Here is a 23,812-nt window from a genome sequence, read left to right on the forward strand (position 1 = left end):
ACCCTGTACTCCTGTACTCCCTGGGGGATTCCTCGATGAACACGCCGTCTTCCCGCGCGGACCGGATAGCCGCTCTGCCCGACCGGCTCCGGGAGGCGCTCGCCGAGCGCCTCTCCGGCCGGGCCGGCGCCGCCGGGGCGGCCGCCGCCGGACCGCTCGTCCCGGCGGTCCCCCGCGGGGGCGAACTGCCCCTGTCCTTCGGACAGCAGCGCCTGTGGTTCCTGGAGGACTTCGAGCCGGAGAGCGCCGACTACCACTCGGCGCTGCCCCTGCGGATCACGGGAGCCCTGGACGCCGGCGCGCTGCGCGCCGCCGTCGGCGACCTGGTGGACCGGCACGAGTCGCTGCGCACGACCTTCCGGGCCGTCGACGGCCGCCCCGTCCAGATCGTCCACGACACCCTCGCCCCCGGCTGGACGGCCGCCGACGCCCGTGACGAGGACGAGGCGCGCGCTCTCGTACGGGCGGAGATGGCCCGCCCGTACGACCTCGCGGCCGGACCGCTGGTCCGCGTCCTGCTCGTACGCCTCGCCGCCGACGAGCACATCTGCGTGCTCGGCATGCACCACATCGTCACCGACGGCTGGTCCATGGGCGTCGTCGCCCGCGAACTGGGCGAGCTGTACGCGGCCCGCCTCCACAACCGTCCGGCCCGCCTGCCCGAAGTCGCCGTGCAGTACCCGGACTTCGCCGCCTGGCAGCGCGCCCGGCTGGCGGACGGCGGCCTGCTGGAGCGGACCACCGACTGGTGGCGCGAGCGGCTGGCGGGCATCTCCCCGCTGGAACTGCCCACCGACCGGCCCCGCCCGGCCGTGCGCACCTCCGCCGGCGCCGTCCACGCCTTCGAGCTGCCCGCCGGTACCGTCGACGGCCTGAAGGACCTCGCCCGCGACCGGGGCGCCAGCCTCTTCATGGTGCTCACCGCGGCCGTCAAGGCCGTCCTCGCGCGCTGGTCCGACCAGGAGGACATCGCGGTGGGCACCTCCTCGGCCGCCCGCGGCCACCAGGAACTCGAAGGCCTCGTCGGCTTCCTCGTCAACACCGTCGTCCTGCGGACCCAGGTCGAGGCGGACCTCGCCTTCACCGACCTGCTCGACCGGGTCAAGGACACCGTCCTGGACGCCTTCGCCCACGAGGACGTCCCCTTCGACAAGCTCGTCGAGGCCGTCCAGCCCGAGCGCGACCCCAGCCGCACCGCGCTCGTCCAGGCCATGGTCGTCCTGCAGAACGCCCCGGCCGACGCCCTGGACCTGCCCGGTGCCCGCACCACCGGCTACCCGCTGGAGCGCGACGCCTCGCTCTTCGACATCACCTTCGAGTTCGAGGAGCGGGACGGCCGCCTCGCCGGACTCGTCGAATACAGCACCGACCTGTTCGATACCGCCACCGTCGCCCGCCTCACCGGCCACCTCGGCGTCCTGCTCGACGCGGCGATCGCGGCCCCCGGTACCGCCGTCGGCGCGCTGCCGCTGCTGACGGGCGCCGAGGAGGAGCAGATCCGCGACCGGTGGAACGCCACCGAACTGGCCGCGGTCGACCCCGCCCTCATCCACGAGCGGCTCGCCGCCCAGGCCGCCCGGACGCCCGACGCGCCGGCCGTCATCGCCGAGGACGCCACCCTCACCCACCGCGAACTCGACGAGCGCGCCAACCGGCTCGCCCACCACCTGACCGCGCTCGGCGCCGGCCCCGGCTCCCTCGTCGGCCTCAGCGTCGCCCGGGGCTCCGCCATGGCCGTGGGCCTGCTCGGCATCCTCAAGGCCGGCGCCGCCTACGTACCGCTCGACCCCGGCTTCCCCGCCGACCGGCTCGGCTACATGCTGGCCGATTCCGGCGCCCCCCTCGTCGTCACCCACGGCGCCGTCCGCGACCGGCTCGCCGGCTCCGGGGCCCGCCTCGTGGACCTCGACGCCGACGCCGCCGAGATCGGCGCCCGGCCCGCCACCGCCCCGCAGACCACGGTCACCGCCGACGACCTCGCGTACGTCATCTACACCTCCGGCTCCACCGGCAACCCCAAGGGCGTCGCCATCGAGCACCGCAACGTCCGGCACATCTGCGCCGCCTGGGACGAGCGGTACGGGCTGGACGAGCTGAAGCTGCGCTTCCTGTCCGTCTCCAGCCTCTCCGTCGACCTCTTCTTCGCCGACCTCATCCGCTCCCTGCCCTTCGGCGGCGCCCTCGTCATCGCCTCCAAGGACGTCACCACCGAGCCCTCCGCGCTCCTGGACCTGATCGCCCGGACCGGCGCCACCGGCCTGGAGATCGTCCCCTCGCTGCTGAACGCCGTCCTGGCCGAGGTCGACCGGCGCGGGGACGGCTTCCCGCCGCTGCGCCTGATCTCCGTCGGCTCCGAGGGCTGGCGCGTCGAGGACTGCCGCGCCCTGCTGCGCCAGATCCGGCACGACGCCGTCGTCGTCAACGCCTACGGCGGCACCGAGGCCACCATCGACTCCACCGTCTTCGTCCCGGCCGAGGAGACCCTGCGCGACAGCGTGTACGTCCCCATCGGCCGCCCGCTGCCCGACACCCGCGTGTACGTCCTCGACGCCCGCCGCGGCCTCGTCCCCGTCGGCGTGCCCGGCGAGATCTGGATCGGCGGCGCGGGCATCGGCCGCGGCTACCACGGGCGGCCGGACCTGACCGCCGAGCGGTTCGTGCCCAGCCCCTTCGTCCAGGGCGACCGGCTCTACCGCACCGGCGACCGGGCCCGCCTGCTGCCCACCGGCGACCTGGAGTTCCTCGGCCGTGCCGACGACCAGGTCAAGATCCGCGGCTTCCGCATCGAGCTCGGCGAGGTCGAGAGCGCCCTGCTCGCCCACCCCGACGTCACCGACGCCGTCGTCCTCGCCCGGCAGGAGGACACCGGCCGGCGCCGCCTCGTGGCGTACGTCGTGGCCGGACCGGACACCGACACCCCGGGCCTGCGCGCGCACCTCTCCGGCAGCCTGCCCGACTACATGGTCCCGGCCGTCTTCGTCCCCCTGGAGCGGCTGCCGCTGACCCCGGGCGGCAAGGTCGACCGGCGCGCCCTGCCCGCGCCCGACCCGGAGGCCGGGCGGCCCGGCACCGAGTACACCGCGCCGCGCGACGCCACCGAGGAGATCCTGGCCACCGTCTGGGCCGAGGTCCTCGGCGTGCCGAAGGTCGGCGTCCACGACAACTTCTTCGACCTCGGCGGCGATTCGATCCTCTCCATCCAGGTCGTCTCCCGCGCCCGCCAGGCCGGACTGCACCTCACCTCCAAACTGCTCTTCCTGCACCAGAGCGTCGCCGCCCTGGCCGGCGCTGTCGGCGCGCCCGCCGCCCCGGGAGCCGCCGCGGCACCCACCGAGGTCGGCGGCACCGCCGAACTCACCCCGATCCAGCGGTGGTTCCTCGCCGAGCACACCGTCAACCCCGACCACTACGCCATGTCCGTCCAGCTCGGACTCGCGCCGGACACCGACGCCGCCCTGCTGGAGCGGGCCCTGGCCGCGGTCGTCGCCCACCACGACGCTCTGCGCCTGCGCTACCGGCGCGACACCGCCGACGGCACCTGGACCCAGGAGTACGGCGACCACCCGGCCGCCCCGTTCTCCGTGCGCGACCTCACCGACCTGGGCGCCGCCGCGCGCGAGCAGGCCCTGCACGACACCGCGCTCGCGGCCCAGCGCGCCCTGGACCTGGCCTCCGGAACCCTCGTCAAGGGCGTCCTCCTGCGCCTCCCCGAGGGCGAGGCCCCCCGCCTCTTCCTCGCCGTGCACCACATCGTCATGGACGGCGTCTCCTGGCGCGTGCTCCTGGAGGACCTCGCCACCGCCTACGCGCAGCTCGCCGCCGGCCGGCCCGCCGACCTCGGGGCGAAGAGCAGCAGCTACCAGCAGTGGTCCCGGCGCCTGACCGACCACGTCCGCTCCGGCGGCCTCGACCACGAGATCGAGCACTGGCGCGCCGTGGCCCCCGGTCACGCCCCCGCCCTGCCCGTCGACCACCCGGCCGGCCGCAACGTAACCGCGCACGAGCGCACCGTCCGCGTCGCCCTCACCCGCGAGGAGACCGAGGCCCTCCTCCAGCGCGTACCGTCGGTCTACCGAACACAGATCAACGACGTGCTCGTCAGCGCCCTGGGCCGCACCCTGGCCGACTGGACCGGCGCGGACCGCCTCGTCCTCGGCCTGGAGGGCCACGGCCGCGAGGAGCTCTTCGAGGACCTCGACCTCTCCCGCACCGTCGGCTGGTACACCACCCACTTCCCCGTCGCCCTCGCCCTGCCCGGCGGCCGCGGCTGGGACGAGACCGTCAAGGCGGTCAAGGAGCAGCTGCGCGCGGTTCCCGGCCGGGGCCTGGGCTACGACGCCCTGCGCTTCCTGTCGCTGCCCGGCACCCCGGGCCACGCGCTGGCCGCCGACCCGCTGCCGCAGATCAGCTTCAACTACCTCGGCCAGTGGGACCGCACCACCGCCGACGACGGCCTGGTCCGCGACCGCCTGCCCGCCCTCGGCCTGGACCACGAACCGGACGAGCCCCGCCCGTACCTCCTCGACGTCGTCGGCATGGTGGAGTCCGGCACCCTCGGCTTCAGCTGGATCTTCTCCGGCGAGGTCTTCGACGAGGCGACCGTCCAGCGGGTCGCCGACGCCTTCCGGGACGCCCTGCGGGCACTGATCACCCACTGCCTGCGGCCCGGCAGCGGCGGCGCGACCCCGTCCGACTTCCCGCTGGCCCGCCTGGACCAGGCGGCCGTCGACCGGATCGTGGGCGACGGCACGGGCATCGAGGACATCTACCCGCTCACGCCCATGCAGAGCGGCATGCTCTTCCACACCCTGGCCGAGCCCGGCTCCGGCGCCTACTTCGAGCAGATGTCCTTCCTGCTGGACGGGGTCACCGACACCGCGCTGCTGGAGCGCGCCTGGCAGCACGTCACCGACCACCTGGAGGTCCTGCGCGGCGCCGTGGTCTGGGAGCAGGTCGACCGGCCGCTCCTGGTCGTGCACCGCCGCACCCCGCTGCCCGTGGTCCACCTGGACTGGCGGGGGCTGACCGCCGAGGAGCAGGCGGGCGCGCTCACGGCCTACCTGGCCGAGGACCGCGCCCGGGGCATCGACCTGTCCGCGGCGCCGATGACGCGGCTGGCGCTCGTACGGATCTCCGACACCTCCGTACGGGTGGTGCGGACCTCGCACCACGTCCTCCTGGACGGCTGGTCCACCTTCCAGATGCTCGACGAACTCACCACCGCCTACCGGGCGCTGGCCGCCGGGCAGCAGCCCGTGCTGCCCGCGCGCCGGCCGTTCTCCGCCTACGTGGAGTGGCTGGAGCGCCAGGACCTGGCCGAGGCGGAGGCGTACTGGCGCGGCCTGCTGGGCGGGGTCACCGAGCCGACCGCGCTGCCCTTCGACCGCCGGCCGGCCGCGAGCCACCGGGCGCAGTCCGCCGAGCGGCTGGTGACCTGGCTGTCCGCCGAGGACTCCCGGCGGCTGTACGACTTCGCACGGGCCGGCCGCCTGACGGTCAACGCCGTCCTCCAGGGCGCCTGGGCGCTGCTGCTGGCCCGCTACTCGGGCGAGCGGGACGTCGTCTTCGGCGCGACCGTCTCCGGCCGCCCGGCCGATCTGCCCGGTGTGGACTCCATGGTCGGCATGCTCATCAACACCCTGCCCGTGCGCGTCGAGATCGACGGCGCGGCCCCGGTGGGGGAGTGGCTGGCCCGGGTGCAGCAGGCCCAGGTGGAGGCCCGCCAGTACGAGTACGTGCCGCTGCCGCAGATCCAGGGCTGGAGCGGCGTCGAGCGCGGCACCCACCTCTTCGAGAGCCTGGTGGCGTTCGAGAACTTCCCCGTGGACGGGGACACCGGCCAGGACGGCGACCCGGTCCGCCTGCACGGCCTGGAGGGCGCGGACGTCACCAACTTCCCGCTGAACCTGGTCGCCTACGCCGGCGAGGAGCTGGCGTACGCCCTGGCCTACGACCCCGCGCTGTTCGACGCGGACACCGTCGCCCGCATGGCGGCGCACCTGCGCGCGCTGCTGGCGGGGATGGTCGCCGAGCCCGCGCGCGCCGTGTCGGCGGTGCCGATGCTGGCACCCGGGGAGTTCGAGCGGGTGGTGCACGAGTGGAACGCGACGGGTGGGGTCGAGGCGCCGGTGGGGACGGTGCACGGTCTGGTGGCGGAGCGGGCGGTGCTGTCTCCGGAGGCGCGTGCGGTGACGTTCGAGGGTGAGTCCTTGACGTACCGGGAGCTGGAGGAGCGGGCGAACCGGCTGGCGCATCATCTGGTGGGGTTGGGTGCGGGTCCGGACCGGTTGGTGGCGTTGTCGGTGGAGCGCGGTCTGGACATGGCCGTGGGTCTGTTGGGGATCATGAAGGCGGGTGCGGCGTACGTGCCGTTGGATCCTGCCTATCCGGCGGACCGGCTGGCCTACATGCTGGCGGACTCCGGGGCCGAACTGCTGGTCACCCACCGCGGACTGAACCGTCAGCTGCCCGAGGGCGACGTCACCGTGGTCGACCTCGACGCCGCCCGCTCCGCGGTCGGCTCGCAGCCGGCCACGGCTCCCGAAACCGCCGTCAGCAGTACCGACCTCGCGTACGTGATCTACACGTCGGGATCGACGGGCCGTCCCAAGGGCGTGGCGGTCGAGCACCGTACGGTGCTGAACCTGCTGGCCAACTGCCAGCCGGCGTACGGTTTCGGCGCCGATGACGTGTGGACGGTGTTCCACTCGTACGCGTTCGACTTCTCGGTGTGGGAGCTGTGGGGTGCGCTGATCACCGGGGGCCGGGCGGTGGTCGTGCCTCACGACACCGCCCGCAGCCCGGAGTCGATGTGGCAGCTGCTGCGCGACGAGGGCGTGACCGTCTTCAACCAGACCCCGTCGATGTTCCGCGAGCTCGTCGAGAACGCCGCGCAGGCGGGTGCGGCCGCTCCGGCCGACCTGCGGTGGGTGGTCTTCGGCGGTGAGGCGCTGGAGCCCAAGCACCTGCTGGCCTGGTTCGAGCGCTATGCCGGTGCGTCGGGCGCGCGGCTGGTGAACATGTACGGCATCACCGAGACCACCGTGCACGTCACCTACCAGGAGATCACCGCCGAACACCTCGCGGCCGGTGGCCGGCTCCCGGCCGGGCGGCCGTTGCCCAGCTACCGGGTCCTGCTCCTCGACGAGCACCGACAGCCGGTCCCGGTCGGCGTCGCCGGCGAGATCCACGTCGCGGGCGGCGGCCTCGCGCGGGGCTACCTGCACCGCCCCGAGCTGACAGAGGAACGTTTCCCCCTCAACCCGTACGGTGCGCCCGGCGAGCGGATGTACCGCTCCGGCGACGTCGCGCGCTGGAAGGCCGACGGCACCCTGGAGTACCTGGGCCGCGCCGACGACCAGGTCAAGATCCGCGGGTTCCGCATCGAACTCGGCGAGATCGAGACGGCCCTGGTGCGTCACGGCCTGGTGCGCGAGACCGTCGTCGTCGCCCACCAGGGCGCCGACGGCCACAAGCGGCTCGTCGCCTACGTCGTCGCCGACGAGGCGATCCCCACGGCGGAGCTGCGTGCCCACCTGGCGCAGACGCTGCCCGACTACATGGTCCCGGCACTCTTCGTCCCGCTGGAACGGCTCCCGCTCACCCCCAGCGGCAAGGCCGACCGGCGCGCCCTGCCCGCCCCCGAACTGCGCACCGAACAGCTCGGCACCCCCTACACCGCCCCGCGCGACGCCACCGAGGAGGCCCTGGCCGCCGTCTGGGCCGAGGTCCTGGGCGTGGAGCGGGTCGGCGTCCACGACAACTTCTTCGACCTCGGCGGCGACTCCATCCTCACCATCCAGGTCGTCTCCCGGGCCCGCCGGGCCCTGGGCACCAGCCTCTCGCCGCGCCTGCTCTTCGAGGCCCCCACCGTCGCGGAACTCGCGGCGGCCGTGGCCCCGCAGGAGCCGGCCGACACCGCCGCCATCCCGGTGGTGCCGCGCGACGGCGTGCTGCCGATGTCCTTCGGCCAGCAGCGCCTGTGGTTCCTGGAGGACTTCAACGAGGGCAGCACCGAGTACCACTCGGCCGCGGGCCTGCGCCTGACGGGCCCGCTGGACCCGGACGCGCTGCGCGCCGCCGTCGGCGACCTGGTGGCACGCCACGAGTCCCTGCGGACCACGTTCGACGTGGCCGGCGGCCGGGGCGTGCAGATCGTCCACCCGGAGCTGGCGCCGCAGTGGCGCACGGCCGAGGTGCCGGACGGGGACGAGGAGCGACTGCGCGCACTGGCCCGGGAGGAGCTGGAGCGCCCGTACGACCTGCGCGGCGGCCCGCTGGTGAGGGTCCTGCTCGTCCGGCTGGCCGCCGAGGAGCACCTGTTCCTGCTCGGCATGCACCACATCGTCACCGACGGCTGGTCCATGGGCGTCGCCGCCCGCGAACTGGGCGAGCTGTACGCGGCCCGCACCGAGGGCCGCCCCGCCCGACTGGCCGAAGTCCCGGTCCAGTACCCGGACTTCGCCGCCTGGCAGCGCGGCCGACTGGAGGACGGCGGTCTGCTGGCGGAGCAGCTGGACTGGTGGCGCGAGCGGCTGGCCGGCATCTCCCCGCTGGAACTGCCCACCGACCGGCCCCGCCCGGCCGTCCGCTCCTCCGCGGGCGCCGTCCACGCCTTCGAGGTGCCGGCCGCCACGGCCGACGCCGTCAAGGAGCTGGCCCGCGAGCACGGCGCCACCCTCTTCATGGCGCTGACGGCGGCGGTCAAGGCCGTCTTCGCCCGCTGGAGCGGGCAGCGCGACATCGCCGTCGGCACCGCCTCCGCGGGCCGCGGCCACGCGGACCTGGAGCAGCTGGTCGGCTTCCTGGTCAACACGGTGGTGCTGCGCTCGTCCATCGAGCCGGACACGTCCTTCGCGGCCCTGCTCGGGCAGGTGCGCGAGACGGTCCTGGACGCCTTCGCCCACGAAGAGGTGCCGTACGAGCGCCTGGTGGAGGCGATCCAGCCGGAGCGCGACACCAGCCGCACCCCGCTCGTCCAGGCCATGGTCGTCCTCCAGAACGCCCCGGGCATGCACCCGGACCTGGGCCCGGTCCGGGTCGAGGAGTACCGCCTGGAGCGGGACACCGCGCTCGGCGACCTGACCGTGGAGTTCGAGGAGTACGACGGCGGGCTGCGCGCGCTGGTCGAGTACAGCACCGAGCTGTTCGACGCGTCGACGATGGCCCGGTTCGGCGAGCACCTGAACGTGCTGCTGGCCGGTGCCGTCGCGGAGCCGGGCCGGTCCGTCGCCGAGCTGCCGCTGCTCACGCCCGGGGAGTTCGAGCGGGTGGTGCACGAGTGGAACGCGACGGGTGGGGTCGAGGCGCCGGTGGGGACGGTGCACGGTCTGGTGGCGGAGCGGGCGGTGCTGTCTCCGGAGGCGCGTGCGGTGACGTTCGAGGGTGAGTCCTTGACGTACCGGGAGCTGGAGGAGCGGGCGAACCGGCTGGCACACCATCTCGTGGGGTTGGGTGCGGGCCCGGACCGGCTTGTCGCGTTGTCGGTGGAGCGCGGTCTGGACATGGCCGTCGGTCTGCTGGGGATCATGAAGGCGGGTGCGGCGTACGTGCCGCTGGATCCTGCCTATCCGGCGGACCGGCTCGCCTACATGCTGGCGGACTCCGGGGCCGAACTGCTCGTCACCCACCGCGGACTGAACCGTCAACTGCCGGTCGGCAGCGCACGGGTGGTGGACCTGGATGCCGACGCCGGGGTGATCGCGGCCCGGCCCGCGACCGCACCCGAGACGGACGTCACGGGCACGCACCTGGCGTACGTGATCTACACGTCGGGGTCGACGGGCCGTCCCAAGGGTGTGGCGGTCGAGCACCGTACGGTGCTGAACCTGCTGGCCAACTGCCAGCCCGCTTACGGCTTCGGCGCGGACGACGTGTGGACGGTGTTCCATTCGTACGCGTTCGACTTCTCGGTGTGGGAGCTGTGGGGTGCGCTGATCACCGGGGGCCGGGCGGTGGTCGTGCCCCACGACACCGCCCGCAGCCCGGAGTCGATGTGGCAGCTGCTGCGCGACGAGGGCGTGACGGTCTTCAACCAGACCCCGTCGATGTTCCGCGAGCTGGTCGAACAGGCCGTCCGGTCGGGCGCCCCGGTGCCCGCCGACCTGCGGTGGGTGGTCTTCGGCGGTGAGGCGCTGGAGCCCAAGCACCTGCTGGCCTGGTTCGAGCGGTACGCCGGTGCGTCGGGCGCGCGGCTGGTGAACATGTACGGCATCACCGAGACCACCGTGCACGTCACCTACCAGGAGATCACCGCCGAACACCTCGCGGCCGGTGGCCGGCTCCCGGCGGGGCGGCCGTTGCCCAGCTACCGGGTCCTGCTCCTCGACGAGCACCGCCGGCCCGTCCCGGTCGGTGTCGCCGGCGAGATCTACGTCGCCGGGGCCGGGCTGGCCCGCGGCTACCTGCACCGCCCCGACCTGACGGAGGAACGTTTCCCCCTCAACCCGTACGGTGCGTCCGGCGAGCGGATGTACCGCTCCGGCGACGTGGCCCGCTGGCTGGCCGACGGCACGCTCGAGCATCTGGGCCGGGCCGACGACCAGGTCAAGATCCGCGGGTTCCGCATCGAGCTCGGCGAGATCGAGACGGCGCTGGTGCGCCACGGCCTGGTGCGTGAGACCGTCGTGATCGCCCACCAGGGCGCCGACGGCCACAAGCGGCTCGTCGCCTACGTCGTCGCCGACGAGGCGATCCCCACGGCGGAGCTGCGTGCCCACCTGGCGCGGACGCTGCCCGACTACATGGTCCCGGCGCTCTTCGTCCCGCTGGAACGGCTCCCGCTCACCCCCAGCGGCAAGGTGGACCGGCGCGCCCTGCCCGAGCCGGAGGCCCCGGCCGAGCAGCTCGGCACCCCCTACACAGCCCCGCGCGACGCCACCGAGGAGGCCCTATCCGAGGTCTGGTCGGAGGTGCTGGGCGTGGAGAAGGTCGGCGTCCACGACAACTTCTTCGACCTCGGCGGCGATTCGATCCTCTCCATCCAGGTCATCTCCCGGGCCCGCCAGGCGGGTCTGAAGCTGAGCTCGAAGCTCCTGTTCGTCCACCAGACGGTGGCCGAACTGGCCGCCGTCGTGGAGCACACCGGGGCCGCGTCCGAGGCCGGCGGCGAAACGCCCGCCGCCGTCACGGGGGCCGTCGAACTCACCCCGATCCAGCGGTGGTTCTTCGACACGCACACCGTCGATCCGCGCCGGTACGCCATGTCGGTGCACGTGGGCCTGGCCCCCGACACCGACCCCGCGCTCCTGGAGCGGGCCCTGGCCGCGGTCGTGGACCACCACGACGCCCTGCGGATGCGCTTCGCCCGGGACGCCGCCACCGGCACCTGGACCCAGGAGTACGGCGTGCGCGCCGCCGGCCTGCTCGCCGTACGGGACCTGACCACCCTCGCGACCGGCACCGGGCAGGCCCTGCACGCCGCCGCGGAGGAGGCGCAGAGCGCCCTCGACCCGGCCACCGGCGCCGTCGTACGGGGTGTCTTCCTGCGCATGCCCGCCGGCGAGGCCCCCCGGCTGTTCCTGGCCGTGCACCACCTGGTGATGGACGGCGTGTCCTGGCGGGTGCTCCTCGAGGACCTGGTCGCGGCGTACGAACAGCTCGCCGCAGGGGGTACGGTGGACCTCGGGCCGAAGTCCAGCAGCTACCAGCTGTGGGCACGACGCCTGCACGACCACGTCCGCTCGGGTGCCCTCGACCACGAGAGCGCGTACTGGCAGAAGGCCTCCGGCGGCGCGGTGGACATCCCGTGCGACGGCCCCGCCGACGCCGGGCCGGGCACCTCCCCGACGTACGGCGAGCTCGCGGTGGAATCCGCGACGCTCGGCCGCGCCGAGACCGAGGCCCTGCTGCACCGGGTGCCGGCGGCGCACCGCACACAGATCAACGACGTGCTGCTCGCCGCCCTCGGCCGGGTCCTCCAGGACTGGGCCGGCGCCCCCGTCACGATCGCCCTCGAAGGCCACGGCCGCGAGGAGCTGTTCGACGACGTGGACCTGTCCCGGACCGTCGGGTGGTTCACCACCATCTACCCCGTCACCCTCGCCGTCCCGGCGGGCGACTGGGGCCCGGCGCTGAAGGCCGTCAAGAAGGGCCTGCGAAAGCTGCCCGGCCGCGGCATCGGCTACGGCGCCCTGCGTCACCTGTCCCAGCCGGGCAGCCCCGCGCACACCGCGCTGGCCGCGGCCCCGTACCCGAGGATCAGCTTCAACTACCTCGGCCAGTGGGACGCCGGGACCGGCGGCGCCGGCGGCAGCGACGGCACCGGCCTGGTCCGGGACCGCTTCGACAGCCTCGGCGCCGACCAGGCCGCCGCGCAGCCGCGCCCGCACCTGATCGACATCGTGGCCGCCGTCAGCGACGGCGAGCTGCGCATCGACTGGATGCACGCCCCCGCCACCCACACCCCCACCACCGTCCGCGCCCTCGCGGACGCCTTCCTCGACGCACTGCGGCAGATCGCCGCGACCACCGGTAACTGACGAAACGCAAAGGATGTTGTTGTGGCCCGATACGTGCTGAACGACACGGAGAAGAACGAGGTGGCGCGGATCGCCGACGCCTTCCTCGCCGCCCACCCCGTGTGGACCCCCATGGAGTACGCGGACCGGATCCGCGTCGAGTCCGAGCGACTGCCCGTGGGCGTACGGCAGTTCCTCGTCGCCGCCCGCGCCGCCGAGGACGCGGTCATCGCCGTGGCGAACCTGCCCGTCGACGAGAACCTCGTCCCCACCCCGCCGAGCTGGCAGGTCGCCGAGAAGGAGGGCGCCGCGATCCGTGAGGAACTGGTGCTGCTCCTGATCGCCTCCGTCCTCGGCGACCCGTTCGCCTGGACCAACCAGCAGAACGGCCGCCTCGTCCACGACGTGTGCCCCTCCAAGGGCCAGGAGGCCTCCCTCACCAGCGCCAGCAGTGAGCAGCAGCTCACCCTGCACACCGAGGACGTCTTCCACACCTGCCGCGGCGACTACGTGGCGCTGATGTGCCTGCGCAACCCCGACGGCGTGGGCACCACCGTGGCGGAGGTCGACGCGGTCGAGGTGGCCGGACCGCTGCGCGAGGTGCTGCACCAGGACCGGTTCCGGTTCTTCCCGGACGACTCGCACGAGGTCGTCCCGCTGCACACGGCGGAGCACCCCTCCGCCCTGGAGGAGCGCCCGCACGAGGTCGCCTCGGTGCTGTTCGGCCCCGCGGACTCCCCGTACCTGCGCATCGACGCGGACTTCACCAGCCCGGTCGAGGGCGACGAGGAGGCCGGGCGGGCCATGGACGAGGCCGCCCGGCAGCTGGCGGCCGCCGCGCAGCGCGTCGTGCTGAGCCCCGGCGAGGCCGCGTTCATCGACAACTACCGGGTCATCCACGGCCGGGACACCTTCACCCCGCGCTACGACGGCACCGACCGCTGGCTCAAGCGCACCAGCATGGTGCGCGACCTGCGCCGTACGTACGTCCACACCAAGTCGCGCTCGCGGCTGCTCGCCTGATGGCGGCGTCCGCACAGCGGGACCGGGGGCAGGGCCGCGCGTTCACCCTGCTGTGGACGAGCCAGGCGTTCAGCGAGTTCGCGTACAGCACCTCGCTGATCGTGCTGCCCCTGCTGGCCCTGGCGATCACCGGATCGCCGTCCCAGGCGGGCGTCATCGGCTTCGTCGACGCGGCGGCCATGCTCCTGGCGGGCCTGCCCGCCGGGGCGGTCGCCGACCGGTACGACCGCCGGTCGGTGATGCTGTGGTGCGAGGCCGCCCTGGTGGCGGTCTTCGGCGGGCTCGCCCTGCTGCTGTGGGCCGGGCAGGTCTCCCTGCCCGCCCTGGTGGTGCTCGCGCTGGTCAACGGCGCGGCCACGGCCATGATGATGGCGGCGGGCGAGGCGATGATCCCGGGCCTGGTCCCGGAGGAGAAACTGTCGCGGGCCGTGGCCATGAACTCGGCGCGCACGTACGCCGGCCACCTCGCCGGGAACGCGGCCGGCGGCTTCCTGCTGGCGGTCAGGAACGCCTTCCCGTTCGTCGTGGGGTGCGCCGCACACCTGGCGGGGCTGGTGCTGCTGCTGTTCATGAAGCGGCAGCCACCGGCCGCCCCCGCCAATCCCGCCGCCTCGTCCGCCCTGTCCGCCTCGTCCGCCTCGTCCGCCCCGTCCGCCCCGTCCGCCACGGACGGGGCGGTCCCCGCCGCCGGTGGCCGCGGCGGTGCGGGGGAGCTGCTGGAGGGGGTCCGGTGGCTCGCCCGCCACCCCTACCTGCGCCTGGGCCTGGCCTTCGCGACGGCGACCAACCTCTTCTTCGGCGCCGTCTACTTCATCGTGATCGCCTCGGCGCAGGGCGGCGGCATGGCCACCGGACTCATCGGTGTCATGGCCGGCCTGGTCGGCGCCGGCGGCCTGCTGGGCGCCCTGGCCGCGCCGCTGCTGATGAAGGCCATGCCCGGCTCCCGGCCGATCATCGTCGTGCTGTGGCTGTTCGCGGCGTGCACGGCGGGGATCGCGCTGCTCCCCGGCAGCTGGACCCCCGGCGTCCTGCTCGGCGTCATCGCGTTCGCCGCGCCGACGTCCAGCGCCTGCTTCACCACGTACCAGCTACTGCTGACCCCCGACAGCCACCGGGGACGCGTCATCAGCGTGGCCGGGATCGCCAGCGGCGCGGGCGGCGCGATCGCCCCGCTGGCGGGCGGTGTGCTGCTGGACCTCACGGGCCGCTCCACCGCCCTGCTGGTCTGCGCCGTGCTGGCGGCCGTCAGCGCACTGGCGGCGGTGCTGAGCCCCGTCCTGCGCCGGGCGCCCCGGCTGCCCGGCGGGGAACCCGCCGCGCGGGAGCTGCCCGAGCCGGAGAAGACCCCGGCGTGACGCCCTCGTTCCCCCTCCCTCTCAGCGCGTTACTCACGCGCGCCCCCGACAGACAGGCGAAGACAGATCACCATGACCATCGATCTGGCACACCCCGATCTCTACACCACCGACGACCGCTTCGAGATGTGGCGGGAGTACGTCGCCTCGGACGCGAAGATCTGGAGCGGACCGGGCCTCTCGCCGGGCGGCTTCTGGTCGGTCTTCTCGCACCGTGACGTCGCCGCGGTCCTTTCCCCCAAGGCCCCCTTCACCTCCGAGCACGGCATGATGATCGGCTTCGACGCCGAGCACGCCGACACCTCCGGCGGCCGGATGCTCGTGGTCAGCGAGGGCGACTGGCACACCGTGCTCAAGCGCCTCATCGGCCCGTTCCTGTCCCGGCTGCGCGCCCCCGAACTGGAATCGGTGCTGCGGCACGAGGTGAAGGAGATCGTCGAACGGCTGAAGTCCGACGAGACCACCGACATCGCCCTGGAAGTCGGCCCCCGGCTGCCCGCCGCCATCGTCTGCGAGGTCATCGGCGTTCCGATCGGCGAGCGCGAGCAGCTGATCGAGCTGACGAACCACGCGTTCGGCGGCGAGGACAGCTCCTTCTCGAAGATGACCCCGGCCGAGGCGCACACCGAGATCCTCTTCTACTTCCACGAGCTGATCGAACGCCGGCAGCGGCAGCCCGGGACGGACCTGGTCAGCGCCCTGCTCGCGGACGGCCGGCTGTCCACCGAGGACGTGCTGATCAACTGCGACAACGTGCTGATCGGCGGCAACGAGACGACCCGGCACTCGATCACCGGCGCCTTCCACGTCTTCCAGAAGTTCCCCGGCACGCTCGACGCCCTGCACGCCGACCCCGAGCTCACCGACCGGGCCGTGGAGGAGCTCGTCCGCTGGACCTCCCCGGCCGCGCACGTCCTGCGGGTGGCCACCGAGGACTGCGTCGTCGGCGGCCAGGAGATCCGCAAGGGCCAGGCGGTGGTGGCCTGGCTCTCGGCCGCCAACCGCGACGAGCGGCTCTTCCCCGATCCGCACACCTTCCTGCCCGGACGTACGCCCAACCGGCACCTCGGCTTCGGCACCGGACCGCACCACTGCCTGGGCGCGGCGCTGGCCCGGGTCGAACTGAAGGAGCTGCTGCGGCAGCTGGCCGCCGAGGCGCGCGGGGTGCGGCTCGCCGGCGAACTGCGGTGGATGCGCTCGAACCTCGTCCAGGGCTACAGCAGCCTGCCGGTGTCGATGGAGTGGCGCTGACCGGGGTGGCGCCCGCCGTCCCCATTTGCTTATGATCATGAGGAAATAGCCGGGGGAGCGTTGGTTTGCTGGAATTGCGCCTCAATGTCGAGGATATCGCCCGTGTACGTGTCATCAGCACGCTGGGGGCTTCGTTCGAAACCCACTTCGCCTGGGGCCGGCTGACGGACCAGCAGCGCGACGGGTTCGCCGAATGGCGCCGGGCGGCGCGGATCCGGATGCGCCGCGTCTCGGCAGCGCACGGCGCACCGACCGTTCCCTCCGCCCCGTCCGCGATGGAGCCCGCGCTCTCCCTGCTGGAGACCCTCACCTCGCCCGTCCCGCGCGAGACGGACCTGTTCCACACGGCGGCCGTCCAGCCGTTCTGGGACCGCATCCTGCGCATCCTGAAGGCCGAACGCGACGCCTGCGGACGGGCCATGCTCGCCGGCGGGATGGAGCACGTGCTCAACAGCCTGCACGGCAGCGTCCGCTGGGAAGCACCACTGTTGCGGATCGACAACTCCCAGCCCGGGCGGCAGACGGACCTGGCCGGGCGGGGCCTGACGCTCGTCCCCTCCCTGTTCGCGCCGCAGCCCTTCCTCATCGACGCGGCCCTGGGCTGGTCCGGCCTGCCCGTCCTCGTCTACAACGTCACCCCGACGCCCGAGGCCGCCGCCGCGCTGTGGCAGGGCCGGGAGGGCGAATCCGCCCTGCGGGCCCTGCTGGGCCGCACCCGGGCGGACGTCCTGGTCACCCTCCAGGACGCCCGCTCGACGGGGGAGATCGCCGAACAGCTCCAGATCTCCAACCCTTCGGCCAGCAAGCACGTCACGGTCCTGCGCCGGGCCGGTTTCGTGACCACGGAACGCAGGGAGAACTCCTCGGTCCACCTCCTCACCCCCCTGGGTGAGGCCATACTCGGCTGACGAATCGAGCCCCATGTCCTACCTGGTACGCCATCGCCCCCTGCCCGCGCCGCCCCTGCGCCTGGTGTGCTTCCCGCACGCCGGCGGCAGCGCGAGCTTCTTCCGGTCCTGGTCCCGCGCGCTGGACCCCTCGGTCGAGCTCCTCGCCGTCCAGTACCCGGGCCGCGAGAGCCGCTTCGCCGAGCCCCTGGTCCCGGCCATGGACACCCTGGCGGCCGCGGTCGCCGCCGAGCTCCTGGCCGAGGACCCCGTGCCCACCGTGCTGTTCGGGCACAGCATGGGCGCGGCGGTGGCCTACGAGACGCTGCTGCTCCTGGAGGCGGCGGGGACCACCCACGTGCGACGGCTGTGTGTCTCGGGCCGCCGCAGGGACGCGGGCCCCCGCGAGCGTGTCCGCGACGACGAGGACGTGATCGCCTCGGTCACCGCGCTGGGCGCCACGAACGCGGCCGTGTGGGAGGACCCCGACCTGCGCGAGCTGTTGCTGCCGATCCTCCGCAACGACTACCACCTGATCGACAGCTACCGGCCCCGCCCGGACGCCCCGCGGCTGCGCGCGGAGGTCGTCGCCCTGACCGGCGACCGCGACCCCCAGGTCACGCCCGAGCAGGTGGCGCAGTGGCGGGAGGTGACCGACGGGCCGTTCGCGGCCCATGTCTTCGAGGGCGACCACTTCTACCTGACCCCGCAGGTGGAGCAGGTGGTCCGGGTGGTGTCCGGCCCCTGACACCACCCGCTGCCGACCGCTCGCGTTCCCACAGGTCATGGACCGATAACAGCGCGGAAGCGTCCGCGGCCCTGGTGGTCGGCTGCAGCATCGCCGTTATCGATCTCGTCGCCGACGAGGCAGGCAGCGGCAGCCGATCTTTGTCTGCCGTGGGCCGGAGACCGACTGAGCGGTCAGGGCCCGGGCGGCTTCGAGGGTTCGCCCGCCGTTGCCGGTGACGGGCTGCAACATCTTCATTTGTGGTCGCGCAGGAAGGCAGGGATCTCGTCGCGGGTCGGGTAGTCCGGCAGGAGGGCTGGCTTGTCCTGAAGGAACGCAGTGATGACGGCGGCGGCTCGGTCGTTGTTGTCGTCCAGGCCGTTCCACATGTGGTGTCCGACTCCGGGCATGTACTGCGTGCGCTGGACAGCGGGGTCATGGGCAAGGACGGCGGTCGCCCATTGACGGACCTGGGAGGAGCATTCGGCGATCATCAGCATCGCGGGGGTCCGGGACTGCCTCAGTAGCGGTGCGATGGAGGGCGAGTCCTTGACTGTCTGCTGGACGCGGAGGCTGGCGGCGGGGCTGAAGGAGAAGTTCTGTGCGGTGTCCTCGGCGGGAATGCGGTGCGCGTCGCGCGCGCAGTAGGCGGAGGCGGTGTCGCTGCCGAGGTCTGCGGCGGTGAAGGCGTTGTCGCCTTCGGCCTGTCCGATCAGTCCGGTGTCGGGGGTGAGGAGTCCGAGTCGCATGAGGCCGAATGCCACGGCGTACCGGGGGACATGCGTCGAGCGCGGTCCGGTCGGGGCCGGGGCGAGGCCCCGTGCGGATGCTCGGCCCTTGTGCCCGGTGATGTGTGCGGTGGGGCCGTCCATGGGCCCGGGCTCGGCGATGATCGCCCGGCGCAGGCGTGCGGCGACGCCAGGGTCGGCCAGGGCTCGGGTGAGTACGACTCCGCCTCCGGAGAATCCGAGGATGTCGACCTTGCCCTTGTCCAGGCGGTCGACGAAGGCGGCGAGGTCACGGACCGACCTGGAGATCGTGTACTGGTCCATGGTGAGCAGGTCGCTTCGTCCGCCGCCGGCCTGTTCGTAGGCGTAGACGTCGTAGCCCTGGCGTGCCAGGAGTTGCAGGAACCGGTGGTCTTGCACCGAGATACCTCGGACGGGTCCTCCGTGGAGGTACACGAACGGGACGGGATGCCGGGGGCCGGGGTCCGCGGGCGGGTAGTGATACACCGCGACCCGACTGCCCGTGGCCAGGTTCCAGTGCTGAGTGGACACGAACGGCAGCGCGGGCGGGTACCGCCGGGCTGTCGGCACGGTCGGGATGCAGACGGTCGCCGTCAACGCCGCCGAGACGATCACCGGCAGGAACGGCACGAGCCTCGTCGGCCAGGTGCGGTGCCGGCCCCGCCACAGCGCGAGGACAGTCCCGGCCCCGAGGGTCGTCAACCACGCAGCGAGCCCCGAACCTGCCCCGTCCGTGAGGGCGATCAGTGCGAGAAAGACGACGACCAGCGCCGCGACGGCGGCCAGGGCCAGCAGTAAGCGTCCGGTGAAGCGGACGAGACGTATGGCGGACGTGGGCACAGCGGACCTCCGACAGTTTCAGAACGTCGTTTCAAAACGACGTTATCAAAGGATGTAGGCTGCTGACCGTGGGTAGGCCCAGAACGAACGACGAGGCCGTCAAAGAGCGGCTTGTGGAGTGCGCGACCGAGATGCTCGCCACCCGTCCGCGGGAGTCGGTCACGGTCCGCGCCGTGGCCGCTGCTGCCGAGGCGTCGACGACGGCGGTGTACTCGTTGTTCGGTGGCAAGGACGGGCTGATCGGTGCGGTGCGCGACAGAGCCGTCGCCGGCCTGTTCCGGGACGTGTCGGCGGTGCAGACGTCCGCGGATCCTCTCGCCGACCTCTACGCGCTGGCCGTCGCCTACCGTCGTTGGGGGTGCGGACACAGCCACCTGTACACGGTGCTCTTCGGTGGTGTGCAGTCCTTCGACCCGTCGGGAGAAGTCGGTGCCAGTGACCCGATCCGTCCGCTCCTCGCGGCAATCGATCGCGCCTTGACGGCGTCCGTCCTCGCCGGCGACGCAACGGCCATCGCCCTGTCGATCTGGTCAACCCTGCATGGGCTTGTGACCCTCGAACTGGCCGGGGCCCTCGACGCCACCACGGCCGAGGCCGCATTCCGCTCGTCGATTCACGCCACGCTGCGCGGATGGACGACCGCGGAGGTGTTCCGCAGTCTTCGCCGAGCCGAACTCGCTCGGTGACAGGATCAGGGCCGGTATCCGGACTCTCCCGATCCTGGCTGAAGCCGTGGTGCGTGGTCGGTGAAGACCGGCATGCCAAGGTCAACCAGCTACGGCCGGCCATCGGTCGGAGCCCGTTCAAGGCTGTTGAGCTCGGCCATCGCGGCGTCAGAGCTGACTTGAAGTCCCTCGACCTCGCCCAGCAGGCCGTTGGCGCGGGCCTCGCGGATGCGCTCGCGGAGGTTCTGGATGATCTCCAGGAGGCGGGGCCGCTGGCGAGGATCCATCTGGAGGACCGGGCAGGGGGTTCCTTAGGCTCGCCCGCAGGTGCCCAGTGACACCTTGCGGAGCTCGAAGTGCTGCTGGAAGTCGTGCGACTCCTGCCGCAAGGTATGCCTGAATGGTGGTCAGCGTCTTGTGTCCGAGGATGCGGGCGGCGATGCGGACGGGCAGGCGGCCGGTGACGGCCTCGGTGGCGAACATCCTTCGGAAGTCGTGCGGTGTGGGCTCTGGTTGATCCGACGGCCGGTGGCACCGACGGGCCGGATGCAGACGTGCGGCGATCCGTGGTCCAGCCGACTGGGAACCTGGTTCGCCTTCAGCAGCTCCCGCACGTAACTCGTCCCGTCGTGCCCGAAGACCTCGTTCGGCGGGGTAGCGCGAGCGGCCTCCACGTGCGGCGAAGCGCCCCACACCAGGACGTCGATCGGGGCGTCGCCGAATCGACAGTGGCATGCGGACGCGTCACCTGCATGACCCTGTGGAATCGCGCCGTCGCTCCACGTGATGGAAGGTGGGGGGTGACTCGGGAACCGACAGGCGTCACGCACGGACGGATCGAGATCATGACGGCGAGTACAGCCGGTTCGGGCAGCGAGAAGATCGTCACCGTCGTCGAGGTGGCACTGGTCGACGACGTCTGGACGTACACCGACCTCAACTTCGCGCTGGCCGACGCCTCCCAGGACGACTCGGGACCGGCGGGCGGCCCCGGCCCGCCCAAGCGGATCGCCCCCTTCGCGTCACCGAGCAACGGCCTCGCCGCCCTCCGGCTGAAGACGGACGTGCAACGCGTCTACTACATGGACGTCTACGGCGGCGTCATCGAGCTGGCGGTCGAGAAGGGCGTGGTGTTCCACCGGAATCTCACGAGCGAGCTCGGCGCATCCGTCGCCGGCCGCGTGAGCCCGCTGGTCGCGACGGAGCCGGGTGGGATCACGATCCACTACGTCGACACGAACAACTACCTGTGCCGGCTGTGGGACAACGGTGGCGGATGGAGCTGGCACTGGTACGACGAGGCGCCGACGGTGTCCCCGGCCAGTGCGCTGACCGCGATGGTCACCGCCGACACCAGCCGTGTGCTCGTCTACTACCTGGACACGCGCAACCACCTCGTCGAGGTGGTCTGGCCGCGCGAGAAGAGGGCCGCGGTGACCGATCTCAGCGCGGAGATCGGACTGCCCGAGTTGTCCCCCGTCGGCCCGCTCTCGGCGGTCGGCTTCGGCGCGGACTCCCGGCGCGTCTACCTCCTGGACGCCAACGACAGGGCCATCGAGGTGGCGCACACTGTCGGGAAACCCGGCCAGCAGTGGTGGTCCTTCACGAACCTGCCGTCGGCCTCGGGCGCTCCGGTCGCCCGCCGGAGCAGCCCGCTCGTCGCCAGGCTCACCACCCGCGAGCGCATCCGGGCCTACTACGCCGACACCGACGGCCTCATCGCCGAGGTGGAGAACTCGGGGAAGGGCTGGGCGCCCACCACCCCGGGCCGGCTCGCGAACGGCGGGGGCGGTGCCCCGGCCGCGGAGGAATCCAGCGCGCTGGCGGCGGTCCTGTCCGCCGACGACGTCCGGAACTACGTCTTCTACCTGGACAGCGACAACCATCTGATCAACCTGGAATGGACCGGTGGGCGGTGGGTGTCCCGCGATCTGAGCGCGGATCTCGGCCTCCCGGTGGCCGCGCACGCCTCGCCGATGTCGGCCGTCTTCGACCAAGGTCCGCGCGCCTACTACCTGAGTTCCGAGTAGGGAGCACGCCATGGAGATGAACGCCTTCTACCAAGCCGCTCTCGACGGCACCCTCCACTCCCACGAGCGGGGCGACGTGAGCACCCTGGTCGTCACCAACGACACCTCGCTCCACCTGGACCTCTTCTGGGTCGACGGTCTGGGCGACCACGCGGGCTACAACGAGCGGAGCGGTTACTGGGAGGCGGGCTATCCGGGCACCCGCCTGGACCCCGACGGCGGGCAGATGATGGTCAGCACGTGGCCCGGCTCCGTCTGGCTCGCCCGGGTCTCCGCCTCGGGTGCCTTCGCCGCCGCCTTCGAGATGGGTGACCGGCCGCGCCAGTTGACCACCCTGTCGGGCGCGGACCTGCTGGACCCGAACGACATCGGGGATGTCCCGATGCCCAGCAGGACACGGGTGATCCCACCGGACGGGCCGAGGATCCTGGTTGGCACCGGCAAGCTGCCGATCGGTACGACGGTGAGCCGCGAACAGTTCTGGCAGCGCCAGCCGGAGTCGTACAGCATCGCGCCGGGGCAGACCAAGACGGTCACCTACACGGCCAGCTCCGGCACCCAGGACAGCTCGTCGAACGAGGAGACCGTCAACAAGTCCGTGAGCGCGAGCGCCAGCGCCGGCTGGGGCCCGATCAGCGCGTCGGTGTCCGCCGCACTGAGCACCTCGTCGACCACGAGCCAGCAGGTCACCGTCACGACCCAGAGCACCTCGTTCGTGTCGAACGAGTACGAGAACAAGAACGACTACCCCGAGATGCTGCTCTTCTGGCAGCTGGTGGACGTCGTGACCGTGTTCGACGCCGACGGGAACCCGCTGTCCTCCATCGTGTCCGGCACCCAGCCCGTCGTGATCTCCGGCCCCTGGAACGTCGACGAGCTCAGGAAACCGCCGTTGGAGGAGGCCGCCGTCAGAGCGGTGGGGAACCGTCCGACCCTCGCGTCGGTCGAACCGGCGACGCCCGCCCCGTCCTAGGAGCCCTGCCGTGCCCTTCGACCAGGCCGTCCGGCCCACTCCGGGCGGATACGAGATCCACTGCGGCCCGACCATGGCAGCCGGAACGCTGGGAGCCACCATCCTCTGGTCGCCGAATGGCAAGGACCGTATGAGGATAGGGATATCGAACGCCCATGCGCTCCCGGTGCAAGGAGCGCCGGTCTACCAGCCCAACAACGTGAACCACCGCGACGCCCGCCGGATCGGCGTCGTCGCGGGGGTCTGCGCGGCGGTGCTGTACGAGTCCTGGGATGCGTACCGCCGGGACGTGTCGAACCGCTCGGACTCCCGGTTCGACTTCGCCTACTTCCAGGCCCTGCCCGCCGAGACGTCGACGCGGATCGCCGGCGGCCTCTACACCGGCCCGCTGGGCAGGCTCCACGAATGGCTGGGCGTCGACCCCGCGCCGCTCGAAGTGCGGGCCCCCCGGGACGGAGAACAGGTGCGCTGGGTGGGAAAGACGACGGGCGAGATCCGGTCGGGGCGCATCGTCGACCTCGACCACTGGGGGTTCATGCGGCGCACCACGAGTCCGGACCGGTTCGTCGGCATTGCGGGGCTGATGAGGATGGACAGGCTCAGCGGTCCCACACGATCGGGAGACTCCGGTGCGGCGCTCGTCGCGACCACCGACCAAAGGATCGTGGGCCTGTTCTGTGGCACGACCAAGGACGGGAAGTTCGGCATCGGTTCCAGGATCCCCGAGGACGACCTCGATCTCAGAGAGCTCGTTCCCGTCTCCGACGCACTCGCCCTGGAGCGGTTCGAGCGGTACAAGGAGAAGCCGGACGACGTGGTCGTGGTGCAGTGACCGTCCTGGCCGAGCAGCCTGA

At 72.4% G+C, this 23,812-nt stretch carries 12 protein-coding genes and 1 pseudogene; 10 read left to right on the forward strand and 3 right to left on the reverse strand.

Translation table 11 applies throughout. The features are described 5' to 3' along the window. Positions 1-35 precede the first annotated feature (35 nt). The 6 genes from ACZ6KO_RS04155 (at position 36) to ACZ6KO_RS04180 (ending at position 17,722) form a co-directional block, all read left to right on the forward strand. Positions 36-12,479: an amino acid adenylation domain-containing protein gene (locus ACZ6KO_RS04155; RefSeq protein ID WP_469299693.1), complete on the forward strand. Its 12,444-nt coding sequence runs from the start codon at positions 36-38 to the stop codon at positions 12,477-12,479. A 21-nt stretch (positions 12,480-12,500) separates the two neighbouring features. Further along, positions 12,501-13,481, forward strand: a complete 981-nt coding sequence (locus tag ACZ6KO_RS04160; RefSeq protein ID WP_469299695.1) for a TauD/TfdA family dioxygenase — start codon at positions 12,501-12,503, stop codon at positions 13,479-13,481. Then, on the forward strand, positions 13,481-14,836 hold the full coding sequence (locus ACZ6KO_RS04165; RefSeq protein ID WP_469299697.1) for an MFS transporter: 1,356 nt from the start codon (positions 13,481-13,483) through the stop codon (positions 14,834-14,836). The genes ACZ6KO_RS04160 and ACZ6KO_RS04165 overlap by 1 nt, the downstream gene beginning before the upstream one ends. A gap of 72 nt (positions 14,837-14,908) precedes the next feature. Beyond that, a complete protein-coding gene (locus ACZ6KO_RS04170; protein ID WP_469299701.1) occupies positions 14,909-16,087 on the forward strand; it encodes a cytochrome P450 in 1,179 nt (392 codons plus the stop codon). A 65-nt stretch (positions 16,088-16,152) separates the two neighbouring features. Next, positions 16,153-16,995 (forward strand): ArsR/SmtB family transcription factor, encoded by an 843-nt coding sequence (locus ACZ6KO_RS04175; protein WP_469299704.1) that lies wholly within the window; start codon positions 16,153-16,155, stop codon positions 16,993-16,995. Positions 16,996-17,008: 13 nt separating this feature from the next. Next, entirely contained in the window at positions 17,009-17,722 is a 714-nt protein-coding gene (locus ACZ6KO_RS04180) for a thioesterase II family protein (RefSeq protein WP_469299706.1), read from the forward strand. A 233-nt stretch (positions 17,723-17,955) separates the two neighbouring features. Here ACZ6KO_RS04180 and ACZ6KO_RS04185 read toward each other — a convergent pair whose 3' ends face one another. After that, positions 17,956-19,290: an alpha/beta hydrolase gene (locus tag ACZ6KO_RS04185; protein WP_469299709.1), complete on the reverse strand. Its 1,335-nt coding sequence runs from the start codon at positions 19,288-19,290 to the stop codon at positions 17,956-17,958. A 68-nt stretch (positions 19,291-19,358) separates the two neighbouring features. On the opposite strand from ACZ6KO_RS04185, the gene ACZ6KO_RS04190 reads away from it, so the two are divergent. Further along, the gene (locus ACZ6KO_RS04190) at positions 19,359-19,976 is read left to right on the forward strand and encodes a TetR/AcrR family transcriptional regulator (RefSeq protein ID WP_469299711.1); all 618 of its coding nucleotides are present in this window, start codon (positions 19,359-19,361) and stop codon (positions 19,974-19,976) included. 89 nt (positions 19,977-20,065) lie between these two features. Here ACZ6KO_RS04190 and ACZ6KO_RS04195 read toward each other — a convergent pair whose 3' ends face one another. Beyond that, positions 20,066-20,242 (reverse strand): hypothetical protein, encoded by a 177-nt coding sequence (locus tag ACZ6KO_RS04195; protein ID WP_469301611.1) that lies wholly within the window; start codon positions 20,240-20,242, stop codon positions 20,066-20,068. A 154-nt stretch (positions 20,243-20,396) separates the two neighbouring features. Beyond that, positions 20,397-20,690, reverse strand: a pseudogene (locus tag ACZ6KO_RS04200) (hypothetical protein); the annotation flags it as partial. A gap of 110 nt (positions 20,691-20,800) precedes the next feature. Here ACZ6KO_RS04200 and ACZ6KO_RS04205 point away from each other — a divergent pair. From ACZ6KO_RS04205 to ACZ6KO_RS04215, 3 genes are read left to right on the forward strand one after another with little or no spacing between them, the layout of a single operon-like run. After that, positions 20,801-21,985, forward strand: a complete 1,185-nt coding sequence (locus ACZ6KO_RS04205; RefSeq protein WP_469299713.1) for a hypothetical protein — start codon at positions 20,801-20,803, stop codon at positions 21,983-21,985. A gap of 10 nt (positions 21,986-21,995) precedes the next feature. Continuing rightward, the gene (locus ACZ6KO_RS04210) at positions 21,996-22,958 is read left to right on the forward strand and encodes a hypothetical protein (protein ID WP_469299715.1); all 963 of its coding nucleotides are present in this window, start codon (positions 21,996-21,998) and stop codon (positions 22,956-22,958) included. A gap of 10 nt (positions 22,959-22,968) precedes the next feature. Then, a complete protein-coding gene (locus ACZ6KO_RS04215) occupies positions 22,969-23,790 on the forward strand; it encodes a hypothetical protein (RefSeq protein WP_469299718.1) in 822 nt (273 codons plus the stop codon). Positions 23,791-23,812 lie beyond the last annotated feature (22 nt).

Source organism: Streptomyces sp. NPDC042102, assembly GCF_055582305.1.